This window comes from Candidatus Methanoperedens sp. (assembly GCA_012026795.1).
Lineage (GTDB): Archaea > Halobacteriota > Methanosarcinia > Methanosarcinales > Methanoperedenaceae > Methanoperedens.
This window is the reverse complement of record VEPM01000013.1, coordinates 81,461-101,779: the sequence shown is the minus strand read 5'-3', so window position 1 is coordinate 101,779 and position 20,319 is coordinate 81,461. Positions and strand designations below refer to the sequence as shown.

The 20,319-nt window shown below is 40.3% G+C and carries 30 protein-coding genes; 16 read left to right on the top strand and 14 right to left on the bottom strand.

Features of this window, described 5'->3' with window-relative positions:
• Positions 1–56: 56 nt before the first annotated feature.
• Entirely contained in the window at positions 57–689 is a 633-nt protein-coding gene (locus FIB07_07820) for a GNAT family N-acetyltransferase (protein ID NJD52760.1), read from the bottom strand.
• A gap of 228 nt (positions 690–917) precedes the next feature.
• Between FIB07_07820 and FIB07_07815 the strand changes: the two genes are divergently transcribed.
• Together FIB07_07815 and FIB07_07810 are read left to right on the top strand one after the other, a co-directional pair.
• A complete protein-coding gene (locus FIB07_07815; protein NJD52759.1) occupies positions 918–1,196 on the top strand; it encodes a hypothetical protein in 279 nt (92 codons plus the stop codon).
• Positions 1,197–1,652: 456 nt separating this feature from the next.
• Positions 1,653–2,267 (top strand): hypothetical protein, encoded by a 615-nt coding sequence (locus FIB07_07810; protein NJD52758.1) that lies wholly within the window; start codon positions 1,653–1,655, stop codon positions 2,265–2,267.
• Between the two features lie 15 nt (positions 2,268–2,282).
• On the opposite strand, the gene rsmB is transcribed toward FIB07_07810, so the two are convergent.
• From rsmB to FIB07_07790, 4 genes are read right to left on the bottom strand one after another with little or no spacing between them, the layout of a single operon-like run.
• Entirely contained in the window at positions 2,283–3,647 is a 1,365-nt protein-coding gene (rsmB, locus tag FIB07_07805) for a 16S rRNA (cytosine(967)-C(5))-methyltransferase RsmB (GenBank protein NJD52757.1), read from the bottom strand.
• Positions 3,634–4,215, bottom strand: coding sequence for a ZPR1 zinc finger domain-containing protein (locus FIB07_07800; protein NJD52756.1), 582 nt, complete (start codon positions 4,213–4,215; stop codon positions 3,634–3,636). The genes rsmB and FIB07_07800 overlap by 14 nt, the downstream gene beginning before the upstream one ends.
• Positions 4,212–4,580: a DUF552 domain-containing protein gene (locus tag FIB07_07795; protein NJD52755.1), complete on the bottom strand. Its 369-nt coding sequence runs from the start codon at positions 4,578–4,580 to the stop codon at positions 4,212–4,214. The genes FIB07_07800 and FIB07_07795 overlap by 4 nt, the downstream gene beginning before the upstream one ends.
• A gap of 48 nt (positions 4,581–4,628) precedes the next feature.
• On the bottom strand, positions 4,629–5,111 hold the full coding sequence (locus tag FIB07_07790) for a DUF1947 domain-containing protein (protein NJD52754.1): 483 nt from the start codon (positions 5,109–5,111) through the stop codon (positions 4,629–4,631).
• An 84-nt stretch (positions 5,112–5,195) separates the two neighbouring features.
• On the opposite strand from FIB07_07790, the gene FIB07_07785 reads away from it, so the two are divergent.
• Genes FIB07_07785 through FIB07_07760 form a run of 6 tightly spaced genes read left to right on the top strand, consistent with a single transcriptional unit; the run spans position 5,196 to position 8,503 of the window.
• Complete coding sequence (locus tag FIB07_07785; GenBank protein NJD52753.1) at positions 5,196–5,411, top strand: small nuclear ribonucleoprotein; 216 nt, start codon at positions 5,196–5,198, stop codon at positions 5,409–5,411.
• Between the two features lie 21 nt (positions 5,412–5,432).
• On the top strand, positions 5,433–5,603 hold the full coding sequence (locus FIB07_07780; protein NJD52752.1) for a 50S ribosomal protein L37e: 171 nt from the start codon (positions 5,433–5,435) through the stop codon (positions 5,601–5,603).
• Positions 5,604–5,614: 11 nt separating this feature from the next.
• On the top strand, positions 5,615–7,015 hold the full coding sequence (purF, locus tag FIB07_07775; protein ID NJD52751.1) for an amidophosphoribosyltransferase: 1,401 nt from the start codon (positions 5,615–5,617) through the stop codon (positions 7,013–7,015).
• Between the two features lie 47 nt (positions 7,016–7,062).
• Complete coding sequence (locus tag FIB07_07770) at positions 7,063–7,695, top strand: GTP-binding protein (protein ID NJD52750.1); 633 nt, start codon at positions 7,063–7,065, stop codon at positions 7,693–7,695.
• Between the two features lie 4 nt (positions 7,696–7,699).
• Positions 7,700–8,056, top strand: coding sequence for a DUF2073 domain-containing protein (locus FIB07_07765; GenBank protein ID NJD52749.1), 357 nt, complete (start codon positions 7,700–7,702; stop codon positions 8,054–8,056).
• A 3-nt stretch (positions 8,057–8,059) separates the two neighbouring features.
• A complete protein-coding gene (locus tag FIB07_07760; protein NJD52748.1) occupies positions 8,060–8,503 on the top strand; it encodes a hypothetical protein in 444 nt (147 codons plus the stop codon).
• On the opposite strand, the gene FIB07_07755 is transcribed toward FIB07_07760, so the two are convergent.
• Positions 8,497–8,943, bottom strand: a complete 447-nt coding sequence (locus FIB07_07755) for a hypothetical protein (protein NJD52747.1) — start codon at positions 8,941–8,943, stop codon at positions 8,497–8,499. The two genes, FIB07_07760 and FIB07_07755, sit on opposite strands and share 7 nt — an antisense overlap.
• Before the next feature lie 104 nt (positions 8,944–9,047).
• Here FIB07_07755 and mdh point away from each other — a divergent pair, with 104 nt between their 5' ends.
• Entirely contained in the window at positions 9,048–9,977 is a 930-nt protein-coding gene (gene mdh, locus FIB07_07750) for a malate dehydrogenase (GenBank protein NJD52746.1), read from the top strand.
• Between the two features lie 13 nt (positions 9,978–9,990).
• Here the strand turns inward: mdh and FIB07_07745 are convergent, their stop codons facing one another.
• On the bottom strand, positions 9,991–10,674 hold the full coding sequence (locus FIB07_07745; protein ID NJD52745.1) for a hypothetical protein: 684 nt from the start codon (positions 10,672–10,674) through the stop codon (positions 9,991–9,993).
• A 162-nt stretch (positions 10,675–10,836) separates the two neighbouring features.
• Between FIB07_07745 and FIB07_07740 the strand changes: the two genes are divergently transcribed.
• The 6 genes from FIB07_07740 to FIB07_07715 all read left to right on the top strand — a co-directional run bounded on the left by FIB07_07740 (position 10,837) and on the right by FIB07_07715 (position 13,335).
• A complete protein-coding gene (locus FIB07_07740; GenBank protein NJD52744.1) occupies positions 10,837–11,535 on the top strand; it encodes a KaiC domain-containing protein in 699 nt (232 codons plus the stop codon).
• A gap of 51 nt (positions 11,536–11,586) precedes the next feature.
• Entirely contained in the window at positions 11,587–11,796 is a 210-nt protein-coding gene (locus FIB07_07735) for a hypothetical protein (GenBank protein NJD52743.1), read from the top strand.
• 594 nt (positions 11,797–12,390) lie between these two features.
• A complete protein-coding gene (locus FIB07_07730; protein ID NJD52742.1) occupies positions 12,391–12,669 on the top strand; it encodes a hypothetical protein in 279 nt (92 codons plus the stop codon).
• Positions 12,636–12,962: a type II toxin-antitoxin system VapC family toxin gene (locus FIB07_07725; protein NJD52741.1), complete on the top strand. Its 327-nt coding sequence runs from the start codon at positions 12,636–12,638 to the stop codon at positions 12,960–12,962. Before FIB07_07730 ends, FIB07_07725 begins: the two co-directional genes overlap by 34 nt.
• A gap of 93 nt (positions 12,963–13,055) precedes the next feature.
• Positions 13,056–13,151: a hypothetical protein gene (locus FIB07_07720; protein ID NJD52740.1), complete on the top strand. Its 96-nt coding sequence runs from the start codon at positions 13,056–13,058 to the stop codon at positions 13,149–13,151.
• A complete protein-coding gene (locus FIB07_07715) occupies positions 13,144–13,335 on the top strand; it encodes a hypothetical protein (protein ID NJD52739.1) in 192 nt (63 codons plus the stop codon). The genes FIB07_07720 and FIB07_07715 overlap by 8 nt, the downstream gene beginning before the upstream one ends.
• 106 nt (positions 13,336–13,441) lie before the next feature.
• On the opposite strand, the gene FIB07_07710 is transcribed toward FIB07_07715, so the two are convergent.
• From FIB07_07710 to FIB07_07680, 7 genes are all read right to left on the bottom strand, one after another.
• Positions 13,442–14,608: an RNA ligase gene (locus tag FIB07_07710; GenBank protein NJD52738.1), complete on the bottom strand. Its 1,167-nt coding sequence runs from the start codon at positions 14,606–14,608 to the stop codon at positions 13,442–13,444.
• Complete coding sequence (locus FIB07_07705) at positions 14,605–15,387, bottom strand: CBS domain-containing protein (protein NJD52737.1); 783 nt, start codon at positions 15,385–15,387, stop codon at positions 14,605–14,607. The genes FIB07_07710 and FIB07_07705 overlap by 4 nt, the downstream gene beginning before the upstream one ends.
• Positions 15,388–15,396: 9 nt before the next feature.
• Positions 15,397–16,245 (bottom strand): CBS domain-containing protein, encoded by an 849-nt coding sequence (locus FIB07_07700; protein NJD52736.1) that lies wholly within the window; start codon positions 16,243–16,245, stop codon positions 15,397–15,399.
• Between the two features lie 9 nt (positions 16,246–16,254).
• Entirely contained in the window at positions 16,255–17,199 is a 945-nt protein-coding gene (locus FIB07_07695; protein NJD52735.1) for a CBS domain-containing protein, read from the bottom strand.
• Between the two features lie 9 nt (positions 17,200–17,208).
• The gene (locus FIB07_07690; protein NJD52734.1) at positions 17,209–17,982 is read right to left on the bottom strand and encodes a CBS domain-containing protein; all 774 of its coding nucleotides are present in this window, start codon (positions 17,980–17,982) and stop codon (positions 17,209–17,211) included.
• A gap of 71 nt (positions 17,983–18,053) precedes the next feature.
• Entirely contained in the window at positions 18,054–18,608 is a 555-nt protein-coding gene (locus FIB07_07685) for a CBS domain-containing protein (GenBank protein NJD52733.1), read from the bottom strand.
• A 128-nt stretch (positions 18,609–18,736) separates the two neighbouring features.
• Positions 18,737–19,147, bottom strand: coding sequence for a 6,7-dimethyl-8-ribityllumazine synthase (locus FIB07_07680; protein NJD52732.1), 411 nt, complete (start codon positions 19,145–19,147; stop codon positions 18,737–18,739).
• 149 nt (positions 19,148–19,296) lie between these two features.
• On the opposite strand from FIB07_07680, the gene ilvC reads away from it, so the two are divergent.
• Positions 19,297–20,292, top strand: a complete 996-nt coding sequence (gene ilvC / locus FIB07_07675) for a ketol-acid reductoisomerase (GenBank protein NJD52731.1) — start codon at positions 19,297–19,299, stop codon at positions 20,290–20,292.
• Positions 20,293–20,319 lie beyond the last annotated feature (27 nt).

Here is a 20,319-nt window from a genome sequence, read left to right as displayed (position 1 = left end):
CAAGTATTGAATAGATTCAAGTCTAAGAAAATAGTTCCATAAGCTGCTGCTTTGTATTATTCCCTTGTGATTCTTTTAGCTGTGTATTCCTTCCAGGCATCATCTTCGTTATACCAGTCGATTTTTTTGGGTATTATCTCAACTTTTTGATATAGTGATTCTTTTGGCTGCATCATTGCAATTATTGGATACATATTCAAATACATTTTAGGGAAATCGCTATGCTTGTACTGTTCTATTACTTTAAAATTGTTTTTTTCATAAAAGCCGATAGATTCAGGTTTGGAATCTACAGTAATATAACGACACCCGACTTTATTTGATACATCTATAGCAATACCTATCGCGGCCAGTAACATAAATTTCCCTATACCTTTCTTTTTTACTTTTTGATCCACAGCTAATCTTGCAATCCTGATACTTGGATATTTGCGATATAGATAATCCTTAATCCCATCATTTCCTTCTACCACATGAACTTCAAGAGTGTCCGTAACCAACGAAAAGTATCCAACTGCGGTTTTCCCCAGGAAGCATAGGTATGTCCTGCTTACTCTATCCTCCTGGTCTTTTATAGCATTGCTTTTTAAAAAATCATTCAAATCAACATTATCAGAATTAAAAGAATCTATGTCATGCTTCTTGTTCAAAAGGACGATTTGAAGCGCTTGATCTGGTATTTTATCCATTAATATTTTACATATGTTTTGAAAATATGAATGGCTTCTTTAAACATCTCTACTTGTTCTTTAGTGACTTTAGGATTCTTCTCATTTTCCCAGAACTCCTTAGCATCGTCACCTTCTAATACTAATCCTAACTCTATGGGTTTTGCCATATCTTTAACCTGTTTTTTGTTCTATTGCTATTATATTGTGATAGCATAAAGGATATACCTTTTCATTGATGAAAGTTTCATGCACCCTATCGTCAGCCTGAATGCGAACATAGTACACTCGCGGGAAGTGTTCAAGGAAGCGCTGAACTATTCTGCTTCACACATAATCGTGGCGCATAACCACCCATCTGGAGATCCAACACCAAGTAGAGATGATATTGAAATCACGAAGAAACGGGTAGACTCAGGCAAAATAATGTGTATCGACATCCTGTATCATGTGATAATCGTGGACGATAGGCACTTGCGCATAGCTTTGCAAAGGCGATCGTATATGACCGGAAATGCTTCTTCTTGATGAGCCACTGCAAATCTTGACCCTGTCAATGTAACAAAGATAGAGGAGATCATCAAACGCATAGGGAACGAGCGCAGGACGAACATTGTAGTTGCAGCCCATCCCGCAGGTCAGGCGCATTGTAGACAGGGGTGGGGATTTATTGAACGAGGAATTGGTAGAAGTGAACAGCAAAGAAGGGATTTTTTTCAAAGCCAAAAGATGCAAGGTCGGAGGCGTTTTTGATGGGTTAGGTGATTTCCTGATTAGAGTAAATCATCCCTTGCCGAAAGTTCATATTAATTCTGAATTTATGTTTCCAAGTCAATATAATATCTGCATTCATCCGCGTTTTATCTACGGTTAGTTTTTCAAAATTGCCACTTTATTTGTCGTCAAACATTTATTAAAATATATTGCTCTATAGATGTGGATTTTTGTAACAATGTTTATATAGTATTACCCCATACATGCGATATGTTAATTGGAGGTCTTATGCATTGGAGATATCATTTAATTATTCCAGCAAAACCAGAAAAAGATTTTATGAAGAAATGGCCTGGTGGATATAGAGGTGAGTTTAAAGCTGGTGAAATCAAATACCATGTTGAATGGCTAAATGAGCATGATGGAGTTTTTTGGTATTGGGGTCTTACTAACTCAGGTATTAAAAAACAACACAAACTTCTTTTTGGAGAGACATTGAGGTTGCAATTTGGCAAAAAAGTTCCAATTGGAGACGATACGGTAGAAATTAGTAAAATTGGATACTTTTATGAAACTAAATATAAACAAATAACTTGGAAATTTGAAGCTGAGTATATTAAGCTAAAGAAAGAACTTAATGATTCTGAAAAGGACAATTATATACCCGATTTTAGAAAAATATATCTAAAAGGAAGCGGCTCTTGGATATTAATAAAAAAACTCGACCCGTTGGAAACTCCTATTAAACCTATAGCTCAGAAATCTGATGGTTCCTTAGTATTTAATAGGTTCAAGTATTATAGAAATGAGTCTAAAGAAATTGTACCATTTGATACCAACAAATTAATCAAAGGGAATTCATTCGTTATAGATTCTATACAATAGTTTTACACTCTTTTTTTATTCACGCTTCATCACGACAGCCCCGAAAAATCCATCTGTATGTGATAAATGCGGCAACGACCTGAAAAATCCGTCTTCAAAGATTAATTTGCCAGATTCAATATCACACATTTCCAATGCGGGAACCAGGCAAAAATCCCTGTTCCAGGCAAGAAAACCGCGCACGTTATCCTCATTTTCCTCCCTGCTTATCGTACACGTAACATAGACCAATCTTCCTCCGGGTTTAACAAGCCTGCTGTATTCACTTAATATCTCTTTCTGTTTAACAGCAAGTTCTTTGACATCATCCGGGGTCAGCCGCCATTTCGAATCCGGGTTCCTCCTGAAAACTCCCATGCCTGAACAGGGCGCATCTATGAAAACACAATCCGCCATATTGTTATATTCATTTAGCATCCCTCTGTCCGCGGTCCTAATATTGAACGCGCCAGCTTTTCCTGCACGTCGCCGCAGGTTCGAAAGCTTCACAGCTGATGGGTCCGAGGCGATTATAGTCCCGCGGTTTTTCATCAGTCCTGAAAGGAAAAGGGATTTTCCGCCATTCCCTGCACATGCATCGATTACAAGTTCTCCGGGCTTTACTCCAGTAAGAAGCGTAACAAGCTGGCTCCCTTCATCCTGCACCTCGAAAAGTCCTTCTTGAAAAGCCCGGGTTTTGAAAATATCTTCTTTCTTATTAACAATAAGACCAAATGGTGATAATCCCGTTCGTAATGAAGAATATCCCTCTTCATCAAGAACCTTTTGAAGTGATCCTATATCCGACTTCAATTGATTCACCCTGATAGTCAGGGGAGGCTCCATGTTATTAGCACTGCATAAAGCCTCGACTTCTTTAACCGACCCCAACTCTTTGAGCCATTTTTCCACGATCCAGCGCGGGTGTGAATGATATGTGCAAATATATTCCATCGCGGCTTTTTCAGGATCAGGGAAGATGACTGTATATTTATTCTTCAATACTGCTTCAACCGTTCTTTTTACGAATCCGCTTAACTTACTATTATCCGATGACATTGCTACTGCATTGTTTACTATTCCTGCTGCCGATACATTTTTAAATAAGGCCTGGCACGCGCATATCCTGAATAAATTAAGTATTTCCGGATCAAGATTTGTTATAGTGGCTCTTGATGCATGTCCAATTATGTAATCCAGCCTTCCCAGATGACGCAAGACCCCATAAACAAGATCAACGATAACAGCTTTTTCATCTGATGAAAAATCTTCCTTTTTAAAAAGTTCACTAATAAGGATGTCAGGATATTTTTTTTCATGGAGTATTGAGTTCAATAACAAAAGAACTGAGTTGTAGCTCTTTTGCCTGATAAGAACATTACTCTTATTATTCTTTCTCAAAAATGATCATGCCCGTCTTAAGACATTTCGCCTCTTCTTCTGTAAGTTCCCTGTGTATTGCTTTTTCTGCAATTATGGCGCTATTGCCCAGGGGATCTTCGATAATAACCGTAATTTCAAATTCCCCGGCCTTGACCTTCTCGATGATCGATTGTAATTCTTTCGCGCGCCGGGTCTGGGATTCTTCATTCCATCTTACTACCATCTCCAGGATATCGCTCACCCTGTCAAGTACGCCTTCGATATTTGAAATAAAAGATTCAGAAGCAGGTCCCGGCTCAATATCTACTCCGAGTTCCGGTATCCTTATTGTTCCTGATGTCGAGCGAACCACACGCACATCAAGGTCCTCCCTTGCCGTGACTTTTACTTCATAACGAATGGGTTTGCTCTGGGCCATGATCATGGTATCAGAGTATCTTAAACCGCATTCACACTTTGAAGTAATATGCATTACTTCACCAAAAAAAGGAATATTATCTTTTACCCAGTTTGTAACAAGTTCTTTGCTGCAAAGAGGGCAAACGCTTCTGGTAACTGTTAAATTACTATTTGGTTCTGAATTCACTTTAACTTTTGCCTGTCTATACGCATGCCACGCGGGGTCACGATAACCTGGTCTTCTTTGATCATCGCGATATCGCCATGTACATCATTGACAACTGCTTTTAAGTCTTTGATCGCCCTGTCAAAAACCATTTTATCCTTTTTTGCAGGCAAGACATCGATCATCAGGATGTTGCCATCATAAATTTGTTTTTTTAATTCAGGCATCATTTCAAGTCCTGATAATTCAGCGATTTTTATATAAGTGCTGGCTGTCTCACCCTGAAAACCCTCTTCATATTCTGAAAGATCAAGTTCCTGATATTCATCAGCATCTAATTTAGTCTTCTTCCCGCCGCCAAAAAGATTATCTATAAATTTACCCATGTTATTATCACCTTTACTTCGTACTCCTTATTGTTTATATCTATTTATTTATTTCTGTTCAAGGTTCCAGATTTCATCCCCTACATAGTGTATGGACTTCACTGCCTTGCCTTTCCCCCCGACCATTTCTTTTCCTGCCATAAGGGCTTTTCCGATACCGATCGCTTTCCCGTGTGCTTTCTCTACGATGATAACAAGATCGCCTAATTTTATATCCGGGTCTGCTTGCACAATCCCCGGGCTCATTGTATCAGCTCCATTTATGATAAACCTCACAGCCCCCGGATCAACCAGTACTTTGCGGCGCGCCGGGTTTAATTTAAGGGCGCCTTTTACAGTAGGAAATATCTTCCCGTCTATCTTAAATAAAAGAGGTTCCCCATCCACGAAAATGAAATCCTGCCCCTCGCTTTCCACATATTCAAGCTTCCTGCCCTCAAATGATGATGCATCACCAAATGCCTCGACAATATCATTTACAAGAGCTTTCTGATCAGTTTTTCTTAATACATTCCTTGACTTTATTTTCATTGCTCACCAATAGTTTTAAATATTGTACGAACTACTTTGGAGCACTATTGAATTAATGGTTTATTAATATTAAGGAGCGTTTTTATGGGAAACAGACCCCTCGACATTCTAAACAATGCGTTAAATAAGTCAGTATTGATACGATTAAAAGGCCAGAGAGAGTTCAGAGGCGAATTACAGGGATACGATATTCACATGAATATCGTCCTGGCTAATGCCGAGGAAATAAAAGAAAACGGAACGAAAAAACTTGGAACAGCAGTTGTACGCGGAGATAATATAGTATTTATTTCTCCATAAGATTTAAAAGGTGATTAAAATATGTCAAAAGGTACGCCTTCATTCGGTAAGAACCAGAAGAAAACGCATGTTATATGCAGAAGATGTGGAAAAGCATCAATGAACACGCACACAAAAATGTGCGCAGCATGTGGTTTCGGTAAGACCACACACATGAGATCCTACAAATGGCAGGAAAAATGCGGTTACTAAGGTGACCACGGTTGCATGAAGAATGCGGTATAGTCGGTGTCTCTTTTAAAGAGGAGACATCAGCCGCACTGTCAATCTACTACGCACTTTTTGCCCTCCAGCACAGGGGACAGGAATCCGCAGGAATAACTGTTCATGATGGCAGCCAGGTCCGTACCTTAAAAGGCATGGGTCTTGTGCCGGATGTTTTTAACAAGACAGATATACAGAAACTTAAAGGTCATGTAGGGATAGGACATGTCCGATATTCAACTACAGGCAGTTCAAAGATCGAGAATTGCCAGCCTCTTCTTGTAAGTTTTAAGAGCGGGACTATAGCTATCGCTCATAATGGTAATCTTGTAAACTCAAAAGAACTCAGGACCGGGCTTGAAAAAGAGGGACGGATATTCTTATCGGAATCAGATACTGAAGTCATAGCCCATCTCCTTGTCAAGGAACTGATGCACAGCGAGCTTAAAGATGCAGTTAAAGATGTAATAAAAAAGCTTGTTGGTTCATATTCACTTGCCATCCTGATAGATAAAACGATTGTTGTTATTCGTGACCCGCTTGGCATAAAACCCCTGTGTTTTGGCTCGTTCGATAATGGTTATATTGTGGCGTCCGAGAGTGTTGCAATTGATATTTTAAACGGGCAGCTGATACGTGATGTAGCTCCTGGCGAGATGCTTGTTTTCAACAATGGTACATACGAAAGCCACCAGCTGGTAAAATCAAAAAATACTGCCCATTGTGTATTTGAATATATTTATTTCGCAAGGCCGGATTCAGTCATAGATGGCCGGCTTGTATATAATGTGAGGATGCGAATAGGAGAGATGCTTTCTGAAGAACACCCGGCCATAGCAGATATCGTTTCGCCTGTTCCTGATTCAGGCATCACATATGCGATCGGTTTCTCTAAGAAATCGGACATTGATTATATGGAAGGGCTTATGAAGAACCGCTACATAGGCAGGACATTCATTATGCCAGGGCAGGATATGAGAGAAACGGCAGTCAGGCTGAAACTAAACACTATAAAACCAAATATTGAGGGTAAGAGCATTGTTCTTATCGATGACAGTATTGTGCGCGGAACAACTTCGCGCCGTATAATAGATATGATCCGCAAATCAGGCACAAGAGAGATCCATATGCGGGTAGCAAGCCCCCCCATTATTTCTCCATGTTACCTGGGAATCGATATGGCAACACGTGAAGAACTTATAGCTGCGCACAAAACAGTAAAAGGAGTTGAGGCCCTGATAAATGCAGATTCCCTGGGATATTTGAGTATAGATGGACTTGTGAAATCCATCGGGATCCCGATGGATGATCTATGCCTGGGGTGTTTGAGCGGAACATATCCGGTTGAAATCCCGGGGGAGAAATGTATAAAGAGACAATTGAAATTGTCAGAATTCTAAGGGAAAACTAAAAAAGAGGGAACTTCTATTAACAGTGAGGCACAACTATGGGCATTATAAAAAGGCTGGGACTTAATTTTTCCTGGTTGAAAAGACTATTTAACAGAAAAAAAGCGAAAATCGGAATATATGGCCCTCCCAATGCTGGTAAAACCACACTGGCCAACAGGATAGTCAGGGACTGGACAGGGGATGCCATGGGTTCGGTATCCAATATTCCCCACGAGACGCGAAGAGCCAGAAGGCGTGAAGATGTTACAATAGTGAGTAACGGTTCTTCAGTAACACTGGATATTATAGATACGCCAGGAATTGCCACAAAGATCGATTTTCATGATTTTATGGCATTCGGACTCCCGGAGGAGGAATCAAAAAGACGCGCCAAAGAGGCAACAGAGGGTGTAATGGAATCTGTTAAATGGCTTGAAGACCTGGATGGCGTAATACTGGTGATGGATGCAACTGAAGACCCATATACCCAGGTTAATGTTGTTATAATTGGAAATTTTGAAGCTCGGAAGCTTCCAATATTGATAGCTGCAAACAAGATAGATCTTCCAAATTCATCACCTGCAAGGATACAGAGCGCTTTTCCGCAGCATCCGCTTGTTCCCATATCCGCTCTTGAAGGGAAAAATATAGATTTGTTATACAAAGAAATTGCAGAGCATTTCGGGTGATCATATGAAAGGAATTCAGATGGATTTAATATCGGAAGAAAAGCTTGATGGCATGACTTCCATGGAAAAAGTGAGGTTGATTCTTGACGAAGTGCGAAACGGAAAGATACTCATACTTGAAAAGGGGCTAACTCCCAGTGAACAGACAAAACTCATCGAACTAACAATGGCAGAGATAGAACCTGATGATTTTTCAGGAATTGAGATTGAGAGTTACCCTGTAAAACAAAACGAAAATTTCCTGAATAAGTTATTTGGAAAACAAACTCTCAAGACACGGCTTACAGTTATAGGCCCTGCGGCACAGTTAAAAACAATTAAGAAAGATAGGGATTTAATAAGCGCGTTAGTCTCACCATAAGACATGCCACATAAATGCACAAGATGCGAGAGCATATTCAAGGACGGCGCAGCCATCATATTGAACGGCTGCCCGAAATGCGGGTGGAATAAGTTCCTTTATGTGAGAGATGACTCTCCCGCGCCCGGACCAGTCGCAAAAACCGAAACTGCGGCAAACACAGGTCAGATCTCTCCTGAAGCTTCGAATTTCATACGAGAAGTCGATGAGATACTGGGAATTAAGGAAGAAAAAACCGAACTAACAATAAAAAATGAACCTAAAGCTGAAAATGCAGCAAAAGAAGTCGGGGACAGGATCGAATCAATCCGCATATTATCACCCGGGCAGTATGAATTAAATCTTGAATCGCTGCTTGAAAGAAAAGAAATTGTCATGGCACTCAAAGAAGATGGTACATATATCGTTAATTTGCCATCTGTCTTTAAGAAAAAGAAGGATCACTGACGGTAGAATTTTGTTGGTGTAGCATTACGACCGGAATATTCAACCGGGCGCTCATCTCCAGGAAGATAAATAAATATCGTATTAAGAGTGCTTCCAAAACTAACAGATTCATGAATATAATAATTTACATTCTTATCATACCTTGAAATATTTTTCACATGCAGAATTGTCTTATCCTGATCTATCTTTATAATCTCATAACTGAAATTTGAGAAGAGTTCCTGTATCTTTGGCTGGATGCTTTTTCCTCCCAGCAGGAGAATATACATTTTCGGAATAGTACCAAGATCATAATTTACTATGAATTCAGCATCAGTCTTATCGAATTTTATTGTAACTGATGAAATCTCAAAAGTACGGCTGCCTGGCGACCCTCCGGACAATGGGAGAAATAAGAACAATAATAAGATAAGAAATATCACTGGGGTTAGTTTTTTCATCAGGGATTTGTTATGCATTCCGCCAATATATCCTTTGCGTCAAATGTGGATAACTATTATCGTCCATTAATCACCTTTATACCAAAAAATCCAGGTGAATATAAATGCCAAAAATTACAATTATCGGTGCAGGAGCGGTTGGTGCGACTGCCGCGCAAAGAATAGCAGAAAAAGAACTCGGGGATGTAGTCATGACAGATATAGTTGAAGGGCTTCCACAAGGTAAAGCTCTTGACATTCTGGAAGCTGGCCCGCTTTTTGGTTATGACTCAAATATTATCGGAACGAACGATTATAAGGATATCGAGGGATCGGATGTAGTTGTCATTACTGCCGGAATAGCAAGAAAACCAGGCATGACAAGGGAAGACCTTCTGAAAATAAATACTAAAATAATAACCGATGTCTCACAGAATATCAAACGTTATGCACCTGATTCGGTAGTTATCACTGTCACTAACCCGCTTGATATAATGACTTATGTATCCATGAAAACCACAGGTTTTGAACCAAACCGGGTCTTTGGAATGAGCGGTGTACTTGATTCGGGCAGGTTTGCCACGTTTATTGCGCTTGAACTTGGGTGTTCGGTGCGGGATATTAAAGCGATGGTTCTGGGAGGGCACGGGGATACCATGGTGCCTCTTCCCCGGTTTACAACAGTATCAGGTATCCCGATCACAGAGCTGATGCCGGAATCAACAATCAGTCGGCTTGTTGATCGGACGGTCAACGGGGGAGCTGAGATCGTCAATCTTCTAAAGACCGGAAGCGCATTCTATGCCCCATCAGCAGCTGTGACAAATATGGTTGAAGCTGTAATAAAGGATACAAAACGTATTCTTCCGGTATGTGCTTACCTGAGTGGGCAGTATGGCAGGAAAGACATTTATCTTGGGGTTCCGGTAAAAATCGGCAGGATTGGTATTGAGGAGATCCTTGAACTTGAATTGACTGTTGAAGAGAAAAAAGCCCTGGATAGGTCTGCAGAAGCTGTAAAGTCAGGGATCGCATCTCTTAATGTAATTCAATAACATCGGAATGAAATTATTTTTTGATACTTCTTTCCAACATTGTGCGTTTTCTCTTAAGAGATGAGATACTGAAATAATAATATACCCATATAACAACAGCGCAGAAAGAAAGGAATCCGAACAAATATAACAAAAGTTCTTGTGTATCCTTGTGGTGATATCTTACCCTGATCCTCTGTCCTGTGGAGTTATTCCAGGTGAGGACTTCTCTTCCCAACGCGTCATGTGTAATGTTATCCGGATCTGGCTGGACATATCCCAGGAACATGGTCCCGGATGTGAAATCTTCAGGTAAAACTACACGTATTGTCCTGTTGCCTGCCGGAATATAGTTAAAATCCTGCCCTCCCGGTATGGTATATGCTACAAATCCTGTAAAGTTGGTACTGAAATTGAAATGGGCATAATTTCTGCCCATAATTGTCTTTATTGTCACATTCAAGCTGGCATTATTTCCTCGATAGTCTACCGCTACAGGATTTCTGAAAGTCTGGATGCTATCATCTATCCTGTAATCAACTGATGTCTTGTTAACAACGTTATCTATTACCCCGGTCGAAGAGAGATTCAGATAAAAAATAGTAGTGTTTTTCAGGCCGGGAAGTTCATACTGGGAAGGGGTGCCAGTTTCAACATCAGGAGAAATGCACCCGGCAGCCAGAACCAAAAAGATGATCAGACCAATAATTAATTTCATTAATACTCCAACATGAACTATAAAACCCTTAAATATTGTCCTTGAAAACTTAGCTGATAATACACAATTACCAACCATTTCATAATCATTATTATTACGAAAATTTCATATACTTTTCGCTTTATCAATAATATACTTTTATAATATTTATTAAGGAAGAAAATGGAACCACTGAATACAGGAGTAATCGGATTTGATGAAATGCTAAAGGGAGGTATCCCGAAAGAGCATATTATTGCAGTTCTCGGTTCACCCGGTACAGGTAAATCCACTTTTGCGCTGCAATTCATATACGCAGGACTCCTGAAAGGTGAGAACTGCTTTTACCTTTCACTTGAGGAAAGCGAGGATACTATTGTCAAGACAGCTTCAGTTTTCGGCTGGGACCTGAAGCCCTACATTACGAATAAAAAATTGGTTTTGATACGTTTAAGCACCATGAATAACAAAGTGGCAGCCGCCTGGGTCGAGAATGATCTCCCAAGACTCTTTAAGTCATTTAATGTTAAAAGGCTCGTTATTGACCCGATAACACTGTATGAAATGTTGTATGAACCTGAATCTTTGCGACGCGAACATCTCTTTAATCTTGCGGAAAAAATCAGGGAACGCGGGATAACTGTAATCATGACTTCAGAAACTAACAATACCAATCCATATAATTCAAAATTCGGGGTTATCGAGTATATTGCAGATGGTGTTATTTTATTAAGGCAGGTAAGGCAGGATGACCTGCATGAAGTGGAAACAGTGATCGAAGTCTCAAAAATGAGGCGTATTGAACATTCAAGGGATATCAAACCCTATTCTATAACAAAAAATGGAATAGTTGTTCACTCACAGGCAGAAGTTTTCAGTTAGAGGCGGGATTATTAAACAATTGCCTGTGGTAATCCAGATGTTGTAGAATTCATGGTAAAGGCTGAACTTAAAGTGCCAACATGGGTCGAGAGAAGATATTCTTTGTTATGGGATGCTTTCGGTGATTCTGAATTCAATATTGAGCAAGCTGCGAAAATATTGGAAGAAAAAAACAAAGACAGGCAAGAAAAAGAAAATACAAACTCAAAAGCAAGGAGAAAATCATCGGTGAAATCTTCGCTATCAATAATAATAAATTAGACCGGGGAGAAGTTGAAGGGTTATTAAAAAAAGCAGGGACCTAATCCGGACAAGGGTCGATTATAAGGATTTAAGAAAAGCTCTGGAGGAGGCAATTAACCTCGACCTAATCCGGACAAGGGTCGATTATAAGTTCATCTTAATCCTCCTATTCCTCAAGAGATTTAGCGATAAGTGGGAACTTGAATATGACAAGCATATAAGGAAGCTATTGAAGATGGTTTAAACGAAGATGAAGCAAGAGGCAAAAAATTCTGCCTACCATGATTTTGACTTTCCTCCCGAGTTCCTGTGGACAATATCAGAAAATATCAGGAAAAGCTATTGGCTTAATAACATTTAAAAAAATATTTAACACGAAAAGATTTTACACCAACAGAATTTCGATATCTATTTCCTCCCTCTCCCCGAACAGCGCCGCATCGCCGAAGTCCTGGGAGCTGTTGACAGGAAGCTTGCACTTTCGCGCAGGAGGAAGGAGAAGCTGGAGAGTGTGAAGAAGGGGTTGATGAATGAATTGTTGACGGGGGGGGAAGAGGGTGAAAAACAATGTTTGAAAAATACTTAAATACGTGATTTCACATATATAAGAATATGACGAATATAACACTTTCAATACCTGATGATGTGCATTTTAAAATGAAGACTCATAAGGAAATAAGATGGAGCGAGGTAGTAAGAAGAGCAATAACCGATTATATAGGAAAGCTTGAGGAGAAAGGTTCTGAGATATCAACAAAAGATTTGCTCGAAGAGCTTGGCGATGATTTTAAAAAAAATCTGAGCGAGCTCAGTTTTGAGAAAGCTGAAAAAGAGTACAAAAAGATGAGGGATGCAGAGTGGAAAAGAGTCTCTTCGATACAAACAGATTGATCGATGCATACAGGGAAAAGGAAACGCTCGATGGCTATACTACCATACTGAATCTCATAGAGTTCCCAAAAGCGATAGAATTCAATCTTAGAGTTATGTTTCCTTCCAAATCTGATTACCATCTGGCTTTAAAAATATCAACTGAACTGCTAAAGGCTGGAAAACCAATACCTGCTGTGGATTCGGTGATTGCAGCAGTTGTTTTTAACAATAAATTAAAGCTGGTGACAAAAGATAAACATTTTCTTTTTATTAAAAAAGTCCTGCAAGATTTTATGGTTGATGTGGTATGATGATAAAGGTGATACTATGAAAAGCAAAGAAGAAATCCTGAAAACCATAAAAAAGAGCTCCCTTACCTCAAGGAAAAGTTCAAAGTCAAAAGCATCGGTATATTCGGCCCTTACGCAAGGGGAGAGCAAACAAAAGAAAGCGATATCGACATAAAACTTCACATAATTGAGGAGGCGGTATATGCCTAAAAAGAGAGACATCAATCTCTATGTGAACAAGACTCTCGCCCTTGAGATAGCAAAAAGGGATCAGTTTTCTACCTTGCCAGATACAAAGCGAGCTTTTAAAGAAGGTAGGATAGAGGAATTTATCATAAACATGGAAGATATAGAATATATCATCAGTGATAAAAGAGATAAGAGGAGGGATTAAAGCAAATTCTCAACTATCTCAAGTTGATTTTGAGGATTTGGAGAATAACAATATCCACGATCTAATAGAAAGGAAACTGGTTTTTAATACAAACAACAAATTAAAATTAACTCCACATCTGGCCGCCAAGTATCGTCTCGGTCTTGTCGCTGGTGCTCTGGTGAATTTTTTTGATCCTGACAAGAAATTCATTCCCGATTATTTCAGGCTGCTCAAAAACAGCATCTACTCCCAGTAATTTAAGGAATTCTTCAAATTCCGTAACGGTTTTGAGGCTTTTCACTCTCAGTTGCACATTTTCAGCAATCTGTTCCCCATTTTTTTTCTTTTTAATTGTGGAGATCATAGGCAAAAGGATGCTTTCCCCAAGTTCCTGGCATCTTCTCCTCGCATTTTCCTCATCTTCATCCCATTCTACTGACTGGAATGCTTCCCTGCACACTCTTCCAAAGAAAAAATCCCGCCCGAAATCATTGTAGAATTCAAAAGCATATTTAAGGTCAGCGCAATTACTGAGCGAGCTTGTGTATTTTACAGGAGGCAGGATCATCTGCGGGTCTTTGATGACAACGCCTTCGCGCAATGTATCACCAAAACCCTTTATGATATCCGTAATTGCATCATGAGCTTTCCCAACCTCAAATTCGCCGAAAAGATGCACTGATTTGATCCTGAATTCATCCATAAGTTTTCGCCTTTCCATTACAGGCATGGGATTTCCGGAATTCTTCTCCCTGACATCAAATGCAAAAAAATCCAGTGACTCTATGTTATAAAACTTTTTAGGTACATAAGGGCTGTCCGGTCCTACCATTTCACCGCATAGCACAAGTTCCGGGTGTTCATGAAAAAAATCCGGCCCGATCAGGTCATTTACCTTCTGCGTTGTATAAGGACATATAAAACCGCCACGCGTAAGCGCGACAAGTTTATCGCCGATCAGCGCTACCCTGACATTGTAACCGTTCATTTTCTCTTCAACCGCCGCTTTATCGCATGAAGAAAAATGCTTAATGAGCGCAGGATACAGCATCAAGGTGCGGGATATCTTAGGAAAGCCCCGCACGATCTCAAATGGATCAAGAAATACAGCAGTTCCTCCTTCAACAGACGAAACAGGCTTATCAAACCTGAATAATTCATGTTTCCCATATACATACTGTATACTCTTCCTTTTCAGCGCCCCTGTAATACTATGTTCAGGAATATCCAGCAGGCGGGATATTTTTTCAATATCAAGTTTATTCGCTAATTCTGAGACATCCCGTCTCATCCTTTTGCCGCCATATACTTTATGATCTCTCGCCTGCTGATAACGCCAACCATTTCATCCCTCAGGTTCAGCACAGGCACTCCGCCAATATTTTCATTAAGCAGGGTCGATATTACTTCAGCTATAGGAGTATTTGTCCGGACTGATTTTACATTGCGGGTCATAATATCACCCACAATCAGATTCCGGATTCTTACATCCTGCTGGTTATCAGGTACAAGATTCCTGAAATTCATCATCGCTTTTGCGACATCTCTCTCAGTGATAATCCCTACTATATCACCGTTTTCGAGAATAGGCAGTCTCCCAATATCGTTATCCAATATAATACGCCTTGCATGGGAAACCCTGTCGGCCGGACTTATGGAAATCGGCTCTTTCATGACCTCAGCAGCATATCCCTTTATGCCTTTTGCGTTTTTCAGGATCTCATGAGGAGTTACCCAGCCAAGAATGTCACTATTATCCGTCACTACCAGGATTCCATTTTTCCTGTCCATCAATGCGATCGCATCTTCTACACCCATATCAGGAAGTACCCCGGTGAATGTATCAGTTGTCGCAGCTGCAACATGCAACGATGATGCCGGCAGATTTGAAGTCTTCCAGGTCCCGAGCTTGCTGGCGATGCTTCTCATCGTGATAACACCAATCGGCTCACTTCCGTTGATGACAAGCAGTCTTCGTGTATCATGTTTATCCATCAGGTCCATTGCATGTGATATTTTATCTGATTTATGCACCGTGATTGGTTCGCTCATTATGTTTTTTACTTTCATAGTATCACTTCACATTGTCAATATAGTCTTTATTATGTTCTCCCCTGTCAATATTCCCTTGACCCCATTTCCCAGTACCGAGAGCCCATTGATCCTTTCTTTAACCATCAGGCCAGCGGCATAGGTCGCAAGGTCTTCGTAATTCACATTGATGATCGGGCTTGACATTATGTCTTCTGCGACCAGGGGTACTTCGGTTACATACCTGTTCTGTTTTCGTCCCGCAGCACTCTCTTTTCGTGTCATTTTTATTTCTTTCTGCGGGAGACCACCTGTTTTGTCCTTCATTTCCGTGAAGGTCAGATTTGAATTGGTTATTATACCTACAGGCATATCGTTATCTTCAAGGACAATTGCCCTGTCTGTTGAATTTACCTGAAGCTCATGTATTATATGGTTTATCGTGTGATGCCTGTGTACAGTCAGGGCCGGATCGATTTGCATATCCTTGACTCTCATATCATTATCTAATTTTGAGAAATAACTGATCAGATCCCATTTCGTGGCTATTCCTATGACTTCATTTTTATTGTTCACTACAGGCAATCCGCCGATATTATTCTCAGTCATAAGTTCGGCCAGTTGCTTTGGTGTTGCATCCGGAAATATAGTTATAAGGCTTTCGGTCATTACTTTTCTTACAGGTATATCATCGATCGGACGCCTGCGCCACTGTGGTTCGGCCTGGTTGAGCCTCTTTACGATATCTTTTTTTGTCACCATTCCTATGGGTTTGTTATTTTCAACAATTACAAGTCTTCCTATCTTATGGCGAAGCATTAGTTTCCTTGCATGTGCTACATTTTCATCAGGCGATACAACAAAAACAGGAGCGCTCATTATATCTCTTACTTTCATAATAACCTCTTAACCAGCCATTGCACGTACAAAATCACGTTCGGTTATAATTCCTTTCAGTTCACCATTTTCCAGGACAGGTAGTGATCCCACGTCCTTATCAAGCATTACATTTGCAGCCTCTCCAAGATCAACATCCGATTTCGTAAAAATTATGTCCCTTTTTATAAGAGTGCTGACCGGAACCTGGAAAACTTCCCTGGCGTTCCCGGTAACAAGCCGGTCGAACATATCACCGCTTCCCAGGAAGCGCATAATATCCGATGCTGTAATAATACCTATAAGTACATCATCCCGAAGAACCGGAAGTCTCCTGAAACCATTATTTATCATGGACCTGGCTGCTGCCCCTACTGACATATCAGAGGGTGCTGTCACTATTTTTTTGCTCATGTATCCTTCAACTGTCTTACCCGTAACGATACCGGATAACAGGAAAACAAAATCCCTTTCGGAAACAATGGCTTTCACTGTGCCATCTCCATCGGTTACAGGGATTCCTCCGATATTCTCTTTTATCATAATATTCAATGCATCTTTCAACGAATCTTTTACATTAAGGGATATGACATTTGTTTCCATGATTTCACTGATACTTCCATTGACAGCTGAAAGCAGATTGCCTTTGAATTTGTTTTTAACTATCAAATTCCTTTGTCCGCCACCAAGGAAATCCACTATATCCTGTGATGTAATGATCCCTTTCAGGTGATTCGTCCCGGCATCCGCTACAGGAATTCTCCGGAATCCGTGATTCAGCATCGTCTTTACTGCCCCGATCACAGGCATTGTAGGGGGGATAGTGATGACATCGTTTGATGCTATGCTCATTATGTCCCCGGTTTTTTCTGATATCCTTGATTTGAAATCGATGGGAGCCATGTTCCGCATATATCCCTTTCGACCCTGCTTTGCTATACTTGCATTACTTACGTTATTGCCAGATTTATTCATAAAACACCTTTAGATGAATGCTTTAATAATATCGTTCCTGTCAACTATGCCAACAAGTTTTCCGTCATTTGTTATTGAGATCCTGCCCACGTCAAGTTTCATGAATGCCTGTATTGCTTCCGCAAGCGTGGCTTCAGGGGACAACGTATATGCCGGAGTGCTCATAATCTTCTCAACGGGCGGCGACATCGTGGATTTTGTTCCCTGGTCGTCTTCTCTTTCAATTCTGGCATAACCGGCATTGATTATATTGCGCCGTGTTACCATGCCAACAAGTTCTCCATTTTTCAACACGGGAAATCCTGACAGGCCTGTTTCTTTCATGTTCAGCCAGACTTTGGATATGCGGTCTTTGTTAGAACTGGTTTTTACATCTGTAGTCATTATTTCATTAATCTTTTTCCGGGGTATTTTGTCAAGCTTAAGGTTCCTGAAAATATCAACAACACTCAGTATCCCTGCAAGTGTCATATCCTGTCCCGATTTCAGGACTGGAACACGTCCCATCCCCGCATCCATCATTAATTTAGCAGCTTCCATCATATCCATATCCGGATATATGAACGGAAACTCTGATGTGAAACCTTCAACAGTTACATTTGATTTGGTGGAATATATATTCAACAATTCTTTTTCGGTCAGTATCCCTATTACCCTCTTTTTTGCATTGACCACTGGAAGAGTCCTGTAATGTCTGTCCCGCATCACCTGGCGCGCATGCGTCATAAAATCCGTATCCTGTATAAAAACAGGATTTTTGGTCATTACGTCTTCAACTTTCATAACATACTCCTTTTATCATGTATAATTATGTTATATGTTAATTGTTTAAAACCCTTTGCAAGCTGCTATTCCTATTCAAGGTTTTCCCTGCAGCTCTCACAGAGAAGTTTTCCTTCTACTTCTAACAGGTTATCTGAAATGTATCCGCAATCCTCACAGATACCTTTAAAAACCCGTCCTTCTGTCTCCATGGAAAATATTTTTTCCCTGTGCATCTTGATCAGATCTGAGAAGATGTTACCCATTTCAGCGGAAACAGCAAGAAGGTCTGTATCCGTAATAATACCAATTAGCCTTCCATTTTCCACTACCGGCAACCGCCGTATCTCCAATTTCACCATCTTATGCATCGTTTCTGTAACGTCATCTCTTGAAGATACAGAGATCAGGGGTGTGGTCATTAATTCTTTAATGGAAATATCATCCGGTCTTAAGTTCCTTGAAACGATCTTTTTGACAATATCTCGCTCCGTAACTATACCGACTGGTTGTTTCCTGTCGGTGATAATGACGCTTCCAACCTTGTATGTAAGCATTTTCTGAGCTAACTGCTGGACATCACATTTGATATCTATGGCTACAACGTTCCTGGTCATTATTTCTTTCACCGGCATTTTAACTTCCATGTTTTCAGTCCTCCCTACTATGTAACTATGTATTTTAGAGTGTTTATATGTTATGCTGGAAAACTTCGATGTGAATCATATTTCAATGACTCAAATTAAGTCCATTCTCAAATTTAACGTATTGTGCTTTACTCTTCTAACATTTTTACCATTTTAATAGCAGCTTCAACCGCCCTTTTGCCATATTCCACTCTTTCATGGGCATCAAGCCTGCTCATTCCAGGACCGGATATCCCCAGGGTTATTGGTTTTGAAAATTCAAGCGCAAGATCAGCGATCTTTCTTGAAGCGTGCTGGATCACCAGCTCATCGTGTTTTGTCGCTCCCTGTATAACGCAGCCAATAGTCACTACTGCGTCTATTGTTTTATCTTGCGCCATTTTTTTTACAGCCAGTGGCATGTCAAAAACTCCTGGCACATAATATATTTTTTCAACTGTGGCGCCAAGGAATGCCGCATGTTCTTTTCCGAGCGTTTCCATCTGGATAGTAAGATCACGGTTGAATTCTGAAACAACAAATCCTAATTTAATACTCATTTTGGCACCTGATTGGTTATATTATTTAGAACATCTATATATTTTTCGATACAGTTTTGATAAGTTTATTTTGTGTTTCGAAAAAAGGTGATTATGAAACATTTATATCTCTTATTAATGTAAGGGAAGCCAAAGAAGGTATATGTATTATGGTTAAAATATACTATGAAAAGGATGCAGATCTAAAAATACTGAAAAATAAGACAATTGCCGTTATTGGTTATGGCAGCCAGGGAGCAGGGCAGGCGCAGAACCTGAATGATTCCGGACTTAAGGTAATTGTTGGTGTCAGGAAAGACGGGGAATCATGGGCACAGGCAAAAGAAGATGGTCTGACAGTCATGACAATGTCTGATGCAGCAAAAAAAGCTGATATCATCCAGATGCTCGTACCTGATGAGATACAGGGTGCAATTTATGCTTCCGAAATCGCCCCGCACATGAAGAAGGGCAAAACATTATGTTTTTCACATGGATTTAATATCCATTATAGCCAGATCGTTCCTCCAAAGGACATTGATGTAATAATGGTCGCACCAAAAGGTCCTGGTTTCCTTGTGCGCAGGACATATACCGAAGCAAACGGTGTTCCTGCGCTCATTGCAATATACCAGGATGCAACAGGGAATGCAAAGGATACAGCCATGGCTTATGCAAAAGGAATTGGAGCAACAAGAGCAGGCGTGCTTGAAACAACATTCAAGGAAGAAACTGAGACTGATTTATTTGGCGAGCAGGTTGATCTTTGCGGTGGAGTAACATGCCTTATGAAAGCAGCATTCGAGACACTTGTTGCAGCAGGATACCAGCCTGAGATCGCTTATTTTGAAACATTCCATGAAATGAAACTCATAATTGACCTCATTCATGAAGGCGGATTGAGCAAGATGTGGTACTATGTGTCAAACACTGCTGAGTACGGCGGCCTGACCGTCGGGCCAAAGATCATCAATGAGCAGTCAAAACTGGCTATGAAAGAGGCGCTTCGCAGGATCCAGAGCGGGGAATTTGCAAAAGAATTCGTTCTTGAAAGCAAAGCCAACAGGCCGGTCCTTAATGCCCTTGAGAGACAGGAGAATGAGCATCAAGTAGAAAAGGTCGGAAAAGAGCTTCGTTCTATGATGAAGTGGTTGAAACAGGATTAAAGGAATCCTTTTTGAGAAATAGGGTTG